Origin of the sequence: Catalinimonas locisalis (genome assembly GCF_038039535.1) — a bacterium.
Taxonomy (GTDB): Bacteria; Bacteroidota; Bacteroidia; order Cytophagales; family Cyclobacteriaceae; genus Catalinimonas.
The window spans coordinates 314,117-325,893 of the sequence record NZ_JBBPHP010000005.1 but is presented as its reverse complement, the minus strand read 5'-3'; the positions used below and the strand labels follow the sequence as shown (position 1 = coordinate 325,893).

Sequence of the window (11,777 nt, the reverse complement as noted above, 5' to 3'; positions counted from 1 at the left end):
AGATGAAGTAGAGAAGCTCATGAGCGGAGATGCTTCAGGGAGAGTTTCACGATAACAAAATGACTGATGAGGAATGAATAGTGATGAATGGGCCGCGATTCTCATTCATCATTATTCATTCGTCACTCCTCATTATTCTTTCATTCCTAGCGGTTCGTTTTATGTATTTGAAATAATTTACTTATTTTGACCAACAGAAATAAGAAAACTAACTTACTAAACAAAAAAGCATGGATAACACCACACTACTCCTAATTTTTGGAGGCATTTTGGTATTGGCAATTATAGCAGTTTGGTTAGCAAACAAAAAGTAGTTGCAATATCCAATTAACTATCCAACTAACCACCAGTATTAAGATTTTGCCACTATATTCATTGATATTTTTCTGAGCATGCCTCTTTGCTTGATGACATGATGATTTATAACAATTGATGGGTGGTATTTTCAAAAGACTTTATAAGGTGATACACCTCAGTGTCACCTTTTATCTTTAGACTTTTATTTCTTCCAGGTAATAATCCAGCTTATTAACACCACTCAGCACATTGATGTCAACTGTGCCCAAACTGGTATCATAAAGCAACTCCACATAAAATTTCTCCATAGCGTAGAGCTTAAGAATATAGTGCTTCGTCCTGAGTACTGTTAAAAAAATGCCTTTATGCTGTAGAAAATTTATTTGCTCGTAACGCGATAATTCCTTGAATTCTGCTATTCCCATAATTCCAACCTTGATTTCTCGGGGAAAGACAGCAATTTGCGCGCTAGATTTTGTAGGATGTAAGAAGTACTTACAAATTATAGTGTAGAAAAAAAATTATCAGAAGTTTATTGCACTGGTAAGTAGACAGTAGCTATTAAGGCTAATTATTGTATTGTAATCTTAAAGGAGTACTTACCACTAACTGCTGATTTTTTCAGATTAGTGATGTAATTTACATTAATTAAACCATTAGCAAATTGCTTCAAAAATTCATTTCTGAGCAGATCACCCTTTTGTTTGTCAGTAAATGTAAAAGTAGCGGACAGGTTCTCTACTTTTGAGTCAAAGTCTTTTCCTTTTTCCAGACCCAGGTCTTCTGCCAGATAAAAAAGTTCTTCCATATAGTTTGAAATGTATTCCTTAAACGGTGAGGGATGAATGTTGGTTATGTTGATAAAGAAAAAGGCACGCAAGTGATGTGGGATAGCTGATATCAAAACCCCTTGATTATTATTGGAACATAGAAGTTAGAATAAAGCCATTAAGCTATTTCAATAGGACGCATAGAGCTCAGTTTATTGTTATTTAGCAATAAAGGGTTGATATTGAAACCAAACCCGCTGATCAGTAAGGATGCAGCAAGCGCAATATGCAGATACTCATCGCTGTTTACTCTGATGTAAGTGTTTCTGTCATTGACAAAGGGAAGATTTGTGCCTAAAGACATAATCGCAAGTTGTCGCCCTTCCTGAGAAAGTACACATTTAATGCCACCCAGACGATTGACCATCATCATTTCTTCATTGCAGCGACATTCCCACTGCCAGTATGAGATTTTGCGAATTTTGTAAAGCTTTTCAGCAGTACTTACCTCATATACCGACCGGTGGATAAATGGCTGATGAATTTTAAGCTCCAATCCTTTAGGATCTATTCTTTCTACCCTGGTAGAAGTAGAGAAAAAACCATAGCTACGTTTTACATAAAACGTAGTTTGCCCATCCACCTGAATCTTTTGAGGCACCCAGGGAAAAAAGTGACGTGGCTTAATAATTACGTTGATGCTACGAAAAGACATACAAACGCTATTTAAATTGCTTTTCAAGCAGAAAGTTAAAAAATGTTTTGCTTAACTTAATTAAGTCAGCATTAAATTTACCGGATTTCTACTTTTATCTAACCTTCTATAGGTCTGCAAAAGTTCTGTTACACTTGCTGTACTATCTAAGCCTAACTTTTTTAGCAACTGCTCACCTGCTAAGCTTAGCTCTACCTGTTCATAGTAATGATCTCTACAGTAATGTACAAATTTTAAAGCTTTAAAGCCGTCAAACCATAAAAAAAATCGTTTGTTAAACGTTTTAAAACTGGATGAGTTTGTCTTTATTTCATTAACCTTATCTACAAAACTTTGCTCTGCCAAAAATGCTTTTAATGCATTGGGGAATTTGAAATCTGATAGTTTTTCATCTAACTGCTTTGACTCATAAAACCCAGGGACATGCTTGATAAGCATCTTTAGCTCATCAAAAATAGCGGGATGGTAAGCGTACTTTCTACTTTCTTCCTTATGCAACCATTCCTGTTGAGCCTTGCCCGTACCGAAAGGAACACGATCAGAAAGCCGAGAAGAGGGATAAACTACAGTATCATAGACCGAATAATGGTTGCCCAGAGGAACAACTTTATGAAGAAAATAAAAATCTTCTCCTGCCTTTCGCCTGTTCATTCCCCCACTTAGTGCATAAGTATCTGCCCGAACCCCCATGCTTGAACCAACCGTATGCATGGCAAAGGGATATTGGGCATATGCCAGTGCATTTACATAGTAGCGGAGAAATAACTCATAGTAAAGAATACCCTCCTTGAGCGCGGAAGATTCTGCCTGCTCCAGGTTATGTTCAAAATATATAGTACACGACTGTGGCTGATGATTTACCTGAACCTTTTCTAATACGCGTAAATAATTTGTGGCTACCATGCAGTCTGCATCCAGACAAATAATCATACCCGTATAGTTAATAGCAGCAAACCTGCGAAGTGCTTCATCCATGCCTATTTTTCTGGCCAGTCCTACTCCGGCATGTTTGGGAGGCATATCCTCTACCCACAACACATGAATTTTTAGCCAGGGTTTTTCATGTTTTCTTTTCCACTGCGCTACCTCATGCCTGGTTTGCATGTTTCTTAACTTAACCGTCTCATCAGCATGAAGGCTACTGTTGATAACAATCAGCACTTCTAGCGGAAACTCCGGGGGGGCGCATCGGTATAACGCATCTAAAGTAAGCGTTAAACCTGGCTCATTGTAGCAAGGAATGACGATAGAAATTTTAGTATCAGGATGAGGACCACTTTCTAACTGTCTGCCACAAAAGCCAAAGCGCTTAAAGTAACGATCGGTGATTGCCGTCAATGAGTTTTCGTGCATAGTGGCATAAAATTAATATTTTCGCAAAAGTCATTTTAATAACCCTAAAGACTTTCTTGAAAATTATGAGCATGCAATATAAAATAGAACTGGCTTTTGCCTCCAGTCAGGCGTGGCTGGATACCGTAATGGATGATTTTGATAGTTTTTTACAGGATCATGCGGACTGTGAAAGAAAGGCATCAGCCATGGCTATGAGTTTTGTAGCCAAATATCCGGAACGCCATGAGATTATTCCTGAATTGATCGCTACAGGAATTGAAGAACTGGAACATTTTCAGCAGGTATATGAATTTATGCGTCAGAAGGGAGTCCCACTGGCTAAAGAAATGTCTCCCGACCCATACATAAAGCAGCTTATGGCACTCAGCCATGGCGGCACACCTCTCACGCGCTTTCGTGATCGCTTGATTTTAGCATCTCTGATAGAAAGCAGAGGATGTGAACGCTTCAAGCTGGTAAGCGAGGCACAGGAGGATGAAGATATTAGGCGGTTTTATAAACTCCTCTGGGCTTCAGAAGCCAAACACAGCCACATTTTTGTGCATATGGCATTACGTTACTTTGATAAGAAGGAGGTAGATGAGCGTATAGAGGAATTGGTAGCTGAGGAGGCGAAAATTGTAAAAAATCTACCCCTAAGGGCTGCCTTACATTAACGTTAGTCCGGTACAGGAGTTAACATTCGTATAAGAATGCATAGCTGATAAATAAAAAAAGCAGCGCTGAAGCTGCTCCTTAGGTATGAGTAAAATCTATCTGCTTTAGTTGACTGAAAATTGTGTGCTCATCACTAATCTCTTAAAAAGAGAATGCTCTACTTTTAGCTGGTAATTTCCGTAGTGCACGCGCTGCTCAGGCGTACAATAGTATGTTTCCTGCATTTCACCTCCTCTTACAGTAGTGACCATTACCGGCTGAAGTTTTCCCACATAGAAATTTTCACTGTTATAATAATTACGCTTCAGCATGCGCTGATGGCTAATACTTTCAACCAAAAAGATTGCAAGGCTTATCACTGACAAAGTTGCAAAAACAGCAAAAGTTATAAACATAATTTTATGAGATTAATAGATTCAATATACCTAATAATCCTAAAAACAGTTCCTCCGAAAAGACAGAAATATTACATAAGTAAAAAATTCTTTATATCATGACTATTTACTCAAAATATAGTTCAATTCTTACTGGCTGACTTTCTTTACTTTTTGAAGGTCGGTAGCTGCATCCACCATCAAATGCCAGCTTACCTGCTTGCCATTTTCCATTGACTCGTAGACAAGGCCTTTTTCTCCCATAATGATCCTGCATTTTCCTAATCCGTAGCGCAATGATTCCACCACATCCCCTTCATGCAAAGGATGATTATTAAGGTCTGCGAGTACAGGCTGATGTTCTTTCTTCTTTTTCTTCTTAAAAAGCCCAAACATATTATCAACTTTTAATATAAATGTTACACATGAGTGACCAACAATATACCAAATAAGTCATAATATTTAACTTTTGAATTTGGGCTCGTTTGTCATTCTCTCATTCATAAAGCAATAGAATAAAGCATTTCACTTCTCTCAAAAGCGAATACAACATACAAAAAATCCTTCCGCACTTTGTACAGAAGGATTCAATATTGTAATCTACAGTTTGGCTTACCAACTGTATAAGTCAATAATTTTACAGCTAACTTTCTTTACAAGGCAGATTGATAATTTTTCTCTGCCTGCTCCCAGTTCACTACGTTCCAGAATGCAGCAATATAATCCGGACGCTTGTTCTGATATTTAAGATAGTATGCATGTTCCCACACATCTAATCCTAACACTGGAGTACCTTTAACTTCAGCAACATCCATCAGAGGATTGTCTTGATTAGGAGTTGAGGTTACTTTCAGGCTTCCACTTTCATCTACAATCAACCATGCCCAGCCTGAACCAAAGCGGGTGGCCGCTGCATTATTGAATTCTTCTTTCAACTTATCTAATGATCCAAAAGTGGAGTTGATAGCATCTGCCAACTTTCCGCTGGGTTGCCCTCCCTTAGCAGAAAGAAGTGGCCAGAAAAATGAGTGGTTGTAGTGTCCTCCACCATTGTTTCTTACTGCTGTAGAATAGTTGGAAACGTTTTTAATAATATCTTCCAGAGATTTGCTAGCAGCATCTGTTCCCTCAATGGCTCCATTCAGCTTGGTTACATAAGCATTATGGTGTTTTGTATGGTGTATCTCCATAGTCTGTGCATCAATGTGAGGCTCCAACGCATCATAAGCGTAAGGTAGGTTTGGCAATTCAAATGACATAATTGTATATTTTAAAATGAAAAAAATGGTTTTTAAACCTTTCACATATTCTTACGAATAATAAAACAAGTGGTTACTTGTTTTATTATTTTTCATCATGCGTACTGAACAAATTTTACTTTTACTTAAGACTAAAGGCCCTATGACAGCAGCTGTACTTGCCAAAGAGCTGGGTATCAGCGGTGAAGGAGCGCGACTGCAACTGAGCCAACTGGTTCAGCAGAAAATGGTGCGTAGTCACAGTGAAGCAGAAGGAGTAGGACGTCCCAAGCAGATTTTCAGCTTAACTTCTGAGGGTCACGCGCACTTTCCTGATACGCATAGCCAACTAACATTGCAGCTTATCAAGAAAATCCGGGATACGCTGGGAGAAACTTCATTGAAAAAAGTGATTGAGGCACGGGAAAAAGAAATACGAACACGCTACCAACAGGAGTTAGTTGAGGCAAAAACCTTGGAGGAAAAAGTACAGCAGTTAGCAAGTATCAGGAGTCGTGAAGGATATCTCGCTGAGGTAAAAAAAGAAGAGGATACTTTGATACTGATAGAAAACCATTGTCCTATTTGCGAAGCAGCTACTTATTGTCAGGGCTTTTGTCGTACAGAACTTAATACCTTCCGTCAGCTCTTAGGACAGGGGGTGAGTGTAGAACGGACTGAGCATATTGTAAAAGGAGCTAGAAGATGTGCTTATCGGATCAGCAAAAAATAAGGGACGGATTTGAAAGCTACTCAATCACTACTTTGTATTCATCAAAAGTAACTTGATCGCCTGCTACCAGCTTTTTCCTTTTCTGAGTTTCTACACTTCCATTTAGCTGCACATTTCCCACCTCAATCATCTGATTGGCTTCGCCTCCGCTGCCTACCCATCCAAGCACTTTCATCAGCTTGTTGAGTTCAATATATTCACTTCCTGCTTTGAGTTTGAACGATGTCATCTGTTTCTTTTAAATAAAATTCAACGGTAAAGCTAGTAATCTAATTTGACACCTACAGGTTTTACCTCACTGACTTATAAAAAAACTCCCTGCAAAAACAATCACAGGGAGTCTTTATAAAATCAAATATTAGTCGGAAATCAACTTTCCTCCATTTCTCCTTCTTCCTCAGACACTTCAATACTAACTCTTTCACGCTGAGGGTACTCCTTAGTCTGTGAACTTAGCAACATATCCAAAGTAATAGAGGTACCAACTTCTACATCAGGTACTGTGTAGGTATACGTTTGGGTAACTTCTGCTGACGTTAAAACGGAAGTTCCGTTAATAGTAGTAACCGTCGAGAACTCACCATCACCAATCTGCTCAAGCAACTCTACAGAAATGACAGGATCCTCTTCCAGATTTACATAATACAAGGTAACGGTAATCTCCTCACCAGGGAGTGGCTCCTCATTAGAGACACTGATATCTGCAATAGTAGCCGTACTGGTTCCTACCAACTGGTAATCAGGAAGCACTTCGTTCTTTTCGCAGGCGGCCAAGGCAAACGCCAATACCATCACTACGAGTATTTTACTATATATTTTCATGCTATTGATTTCAAAATTAAAACACCAAATTACTCATCCCAAAATAATGGATCTCCCAGAGAGACCTCCGGTACATTCTGTCCGTTACGGGTAGTTTCTGACTCAGGATAAATCAACCTCTTGATAAACTCACCATTGAGGTTGGGGTTATGATTCGCCGGCAGGGTCATACCCTCGTACTGATAGTCATAACGACGAGCATCTGTCCAGGCTTCAGGATGCAAGAACATAGCAATATATTTCTCCTTGAAGATATCCTGAATGCTAAGGTTAGCTGCTCCAACGCTCACTTCAGGGTTCGCCAGGTAAGCCTCTACTTCTGCTTCTTCAACCCCCAACTTATTCAGATGGGCAGTAATGCCTTCAATATACGCATCATAAGCTCTGCTTTGATCTCCTGCATCTAAAGCAGCTTCAGCCTCTATAAACTTCTGCTCAAAGTAGGTAATGACTAATAGGGGAGCGCCTTCCGCAGCATAATACGTATCTGTCACCAGGGTTGAGCGGGCTCCCTGCTCGGGTGCGTCTCCTCTTCCTGCTCCATTGGGCGTACCCACATATAAACTATCATCGGTTAGGCCAAACATAAAGGGCATGCGAGGATCTACGTAACCGTAGGTAGTGCCATCCATAGCCTCTACCAGTTGCTCAGAAATCCAACCTCCCAACAATAAATTTTCATTATCTATTGCTTCCTGTGCCCAGGGATTACGCTGAAGTGTATTGGCATAAGAAGTAACCTGTGCGTCATCTTCTGAGCTTTCAAACCCATTATCTACTGCGGCCAATACTGCCTGAGGATCGTAATCTCCGGTCTCACTCAGATGCAGCATATAGCGTGCTTTGAGCGCATTTGCCATCTTTATCCAGGCCTCAATGTCGCCTCCGAAAAAGAAATCGTCATCTCCTATAACGATAGCTGAGTTTTCCTGTTCAAGGGCAGCAATACCATCATCAAGGAGAGTGAAAATCTCCTGGTACAGGTTTTCCGCATCATCATAAGAGGGATTCAACGTCTGAGCAAAGAAAGCTTCGCTGTAAGGGAGATTTCCCCAAAGGTCTACTGTCATACCCAGGTTTAAGGCTTTAAGTACTTTAGCCGCCCCCAGATACTCAGTAGCTCCTGATTCTTCTGCCAGCACTTCTATGTCACTCAAATCAGTCATGACATTGTACAGATTGAACCATGTATTATCGTAAGGTACTTCGTCATGGATATCTGTAGAACTGGAAGCGTTGGGAGAGGCCAGATATTGTACATAAAAGGATGTAGTACCTCCTATATCAAATACATTGTTGGCGGTCTCTATGGTTGCGTTGGCCAGTAGCCCGCTCAGCGGCGCTACAGTAGGATTGTTAGGATCTGTATTGATATCCAGATAATCTTCACAACTTACTGTAAACATTAATAAGGCCGCAATACATAATATATTTAGCTTTCGCATGATCATATTCATAATGTTCAGATTAAAGCGTTAGGTTAAGTGTAAAGAAATAACTCTGTACTCCGGGATAACCTAAGCCGGTAAAGGCTGATGCGTTTCCTCCAGCTCCTGCACTGAAGGATTCAGGGTCAAAGCCTGTCCAGGGTGTCCACAGGATGATATTATTGGCTGCCACTGAAACGCTGGCTGCTGAGAAAGGAGTAGCATCCAGAATATTGGAAGGAAGCGTATAACCTAAAGAGATATTTCTCAGCTTAACGAAAGAAGCATCTTTCACAAAGTTTTCAGATACACCTCTGTAAATGTTTCTGTAGAAGCTTGCGCCATAATCCCTTCCATCAGGACCAATTCCCTGGCCCAGCCATACTTCTTGTGTATTAGGAGAGCCATCCGCCAAAACTCCGTCAAAAACAACAACATCGTTTCGGTTAAGGGAATAATCAAGCTTACCAAAGGCAGAATAGAAGTTAGCATACTGATCATACTGATACTGGCCTGCACGGGCGTCTATCAAAAATGAGAGACTCAAGCCCTTATAGTTGAAAGTATTACGAATACCTCCATACCATTTGGGTTGTGCATTACCCAGAATCAACTGATCACTGTTTACCACGGGGAACCCATCATCTCCTATCAACAAGGGTAAATCTTCGTCTAACTCAGTAAGGTTTTCAGGCTCGCCTCCCTCGTAATATCTCTCGTAGCTACGACCGTAAAGATTTCCGTAAGCATCACCTTCAATCAACTGGAGAGTAACTGAACTACCAGCATACCCAAACTGACTCCCCAATACGATGGTCTCAATACCTTCTCTGATTTCTACTACCCGGTTGCGGTTTCTGGTAAAGTTAAGCGATACATCCCAGCTAAAATCATTGATACTCACGGGTGTCGCCCCCAGAATGATTTCTACGCCCTGGTTTTCCAGTTCACCGGCATTGGTTACAAAACGAGTAAAGCCTGTGGCATTGGATACTGGCACCGGAATAATCTGATCCTTACTGTTGGACTTGTACCAGGTAAAGTCAAGACTCAGGCGGTTCTCAAAAAACCTTAGATCAGTACCAATCTCTACTGCGGTAGTTCTTTCTGGTCTCAGCGTAGGTAAACCAAAGGTGCTACTTCTGGTAAAACCAACCTGTCCTTCTACCGGGAAATAGGTTGGTGAAGTATAAGTGATTGCGGTAGAATAAGGATCAGCGTCTTTACCCACCTCAGCATAAGAAGCTCTGAACTTACCATAGCTTAAGAATTCAGGCACACCCAATACATCATTGAATACAAATCCCAGGTTGAATGAAGGATAGAAGAACGAGCGATTCTCAACCGGAAGGGTAGACGACCAATCATTCCTGGCAGTAATGTTCAGGTATAGATAATCATCATAGTTCAATAACAAATCACCATATACTCCAATTAACCTCCTTTGAGTAGTAAACTCTCTGGTCTGTATCTCTGTAGTATTGCTCAGGTTAAAGAAACGGGGAATGACAAAGTCAGTACCTGTAGAAGTTAAATCATTTCTGCTTCTGTCAAAGATATCATTACCCAAACGAAGGGTGGCATCCAGTTTTTCGGCAAAAGTATGGTTCAGTGTAATATTTAAAGTAGAGTTAATATCACGGCTATTGATTTTTTCTTTGGTGATAAACCCTGTACTACTTAATGCTACCTCACCTTCAATGCCTAACGGACCAGGCAAAATTTCTACACGGCTATCGCTATACACATCTGTACCAATACGATAAGAAACGCTCATCCAGTCGGTAGGACGGTAGTTGAAATTCAGGTTACCAATAATGCGATTGACATCATCTTCGTAGGTTGCAAATCGGGCATCATACAATGGATTGGTATTACCATAAGTATTCTGTGTACCATCAGGATTGATATAATCAGTGACATCCTGGGTATTGGCCCAGTACATCAGTCGTTCCATGATACGATCGTGAGGCACACGATTACCTCCTGAATTGATATAGTTGATGGAGCCATTCAGGTCAAACTTATCACCCGCCTTTATTTTACCAGAAAGCTTGGCAGAGGTACGATCCCACTCACTAAAAGGGATTACACCATCCTGCTGAAGGTTAGAAACTGAGCCATAGAAAGTTGCACTTTCATTACCACCCGATACACTTACTGTGTTTTCCAGTTGCATCCCCGTCTCCATAGTATTGCGGGTGTTATCATAATAGCGATGGTTAGGATCAATTACTCTCGCCGCAGCTACCGGTGCTCCCCAGCTTGGCCAGAAACTCTCTGGTTCAAAAGCACCCGAGAAACCTTGTCCATACACTTCCTGAAATTCGGGGTATTTGTTGATTTCTTCAAAACCTACTGAGCTGGTTACATTCACTTTCGTGGCACCGGCTTGACCTTTTTTGGTAGTAATAATTACCGCACCATTGGCAGCACGCACTCCATACAAGGCAGTCGCTGCTGCACCTTTCAGTATGTTGACCGATTCAATGTCATTGGTATTGAGGTCAGCAACCCGGTTACTCATACCTCGGGGTGTTCCATCAGATTCTACCGTAGTATTATCAATAGGCACACCATCTACCACAAACAGAGGCTGGTTATCAGCATCGGGGTTTAGCGAAGTAAGGCCGCGGATGATGATACGTGAGCTCATTCCCGGCGCACCTCCTGAGTTGGTAATTTGTACCCCGGCAACTCTACCCTGTAGGGCATTCACCAAGTTAGGTTGCTTTGTCTCTGTGATTTCCTGACTCTGCAATTCCTGTACTGAATAGCCCAGAGCCTGCTTTTCCTGCTCAATACCAAAAGAAGTCACCACCACTTCGGATAACTGCTCCAGACTGGGAGAGAGCGCTACATCAATATTGCTCCTGCCATTGACAGCTACTTCTTCTGATTGGTACCCGATGAATGAAAACAAAAGAATAGCATCATCAGAAGGTACCGAAATCCGGTAATTACCATCTACGTCGGTTACTGTACCCGTAGTAGACCCTTGTACCAGAATGTTCACTCCAGGTAAGCTTTCCCCGGTTTCCAGGGAAGTCACCTTACCACTTACTGTACGCGACTGAGCCATCCCTGTATTGCTTACAAAGCATAGGAAAGCCAAAAGCGTACACATGTAGAGAATTTTGTTCATAAGATAAGGTTTATGTGATACGATAAAAAAATGATATAGCTTATATCAATTAGATAAGTGACGAAATAAAAGTTATTTTCTATGAATGCAAAATTTCGTATGGTGAAGATTATATATTTTATATAAGAATATCGGCACTCATACTGTTCTGAATATCAACAATTTAAGACAAATTATCACTTATTAATTTAATATTTAGTTGATATTGTCACCTTTGGGAGAGGAGAGGGTGTACAAAAATAG

At 40.7% G+C, this 11,777-nt stretch carries 12 protein-coding genes; 2 read left to right on the top strand and 10 right to left on the bottom strand.

Going from position 1 to position 11,777, the window contains the following annotated elements:
* Positions 1-868: 868 nt before the first annotated feature.
* From WJR50_RS10010 to WJR50_RS10000, 3 genes are all read right to left on the bottom strand, one after another.
* Positions 869-1,105: a hypothetical protein gene (locus WJR50_RS10010; protein ID WP_341293122.1), complete on the bottom strand. Its 237-nt coding sequence runs from the start codon at positions 1,103-1,105 to the stop codon at positions 869-871.
* A 140-nt stretch (positions 1,106-1,245) separates the two neighbouring features.
* Positions 1,246-1,782: a hypothetical protein gene (locus WJR50_RS10005; protein WP_341293121.1), complete on the bottom strand. Its 537-nt coding sequence runs from the start codon at positions 1,780-1,782 to the stop codon at positions 1,246-1,248.
* A gap of 60 nt (positions 1,783-1,842) precedes the next feature.
* Positions 1,843-3,135, bottom strand: coding sequence for a glycosyltransferase family 2 protein (locus WJR50_RS10000; RefSeq protein WP_341293120.1), 1,293 nt, complete (start codon positions 3,133-3,135; stop codon positions 1,843-1,845).
* A gap of 71 nt (positions 3,136-3,206) precedes the next feature.
* Between WJR50_RS10000 and WJR50_RS09995 the strand changes: the two genes are divergently transcribed.
* A complete protein-coding gene (locus WJR50_RS09995; protein ID WP_341293119.1) occupies positions 3,207-3,794 on the top strand; it encodes a MiaE family protein in 588 nt (195 codons plus the stop codon).
* Between the two features lie 105 nt (positions 3,795-3,899).
* Here WJR50_RS09995 and WJR50_RS09990 read toward each other — a convergent pair whose 3' ends face one another.
* From WJR50_RS09990 to WJR50_RS09980, 3 genes are all read right to left on the bottom strand, one after another.
* Positions 3,900-4,190, bottom strand: coding sequence for a hypothetical protein (locus WJR50_RS09990; protein WP_341293118.1), 291 nt, complete (start codon positions 4,188-4,190; stop codon positions 3,900-3,902).
* Positions 4,191-4,319: 129 nt separating this feature from the next.
* Positions 4,320-4,565 (bottom strand): hypothetical protein, encoded by a 246-nt coding sequence (locus WJR50_RS09985; RefSeq protein WP_341293117.1) that lies wholly within the window; start codon positions 4,563-4,565, stop codon positions 4,320-4,322.
* A gap of 257 nt (positions 4,566-4,822) precedes the next feature.
* On the bottom strand, positions 4,823-5,428 hold the full coding sequence (locus tag WJR50_RS09980) for a superoxide dismutase (protein WP_341293116.1): 606 nt from the start codon (positions 5,426-5,428) through the stop codon (positions 4,823-4,825).
* 142 nt (positions 5,429-5,570) lie between these two features.
* Between WJR50_RS09980 and WJR50_RS09975 the strand changes: the two genes are divergently transcribed.
* Positions 5,571-6,140, top strand: a complete 570-nt coding sequence (locus WJR50_RS09975; protein ID WP_510167120.1) for a helix-turn-helix transcriptional regulator — start codon at positions 5,571-5,573, stop codon at positions 6,138-6,140.
* A 16-nt stretch (positions 6,141-6,156) separates the two neighbouring features.
* Here the strand turns inward: WJR50_RS09975 and WJR50_RS09970 are convergent, their stop codons facing one another.
* The 4 genes from WJR50_RS09970 to WJR50_RS09955 all read right to left on the bottom strand — a co-directional run bounded on the left by WJR50_RS09970 (position 6,157) and on the right by WJR50_RS09955 (position 11,534).
* Positions 6,157-6,369: an RNA-binding S4 domain-containing protein gene (locus WJR50_RS09970; protein WP_341293114.1), complete on the bottom strand. Its 213-nt coding sequence runs from the start codon at positions 6,367-6,369 to the stop codon at positions 6,157-6,159.
* Between the two features lie 140 nt (positions 6,370-6,509).
* On the bottom strand, positions 6,510-6,962 hold the full coding sequence (locus WJR50_RS09965; protein ID WP_341293113.1) for a hypothetical protein: 453 nt from the start codon (positions 6,960-6,962) through the stop codon (positions 6,510-6,512).
* 29 nt (positions 6,963-6,991) lie between these two features.
* A complete protein-coding gene (locus tag WJR50_RS09960; RefSeq protein ID WP_341293112.1) occupies positions 6,992-8,419 on the bottom strand; it encodes a SusD/RagB family nutrient-binding outer membrane lipoprotein in 1,428 nt (475 codons plus the stop codon).
* Positions 8,420-8,429: 10 nt separating this feature from the next.
* Positions 8,430-11,534: a SusC/RagA family TonB-linked outer membrane protein gene (locus WJR50_RS09955; RefSeq protein ID WP_341293111.1), complete on the bottom strand. Its 3,105-nt coding sequence runs from the start codon at positions 11,532-11,534 to the stop codon at positions 8,430-8,432.
* Between the last annotated feature and the right edge of the window lie 243 nt (positions 11,535-11,777).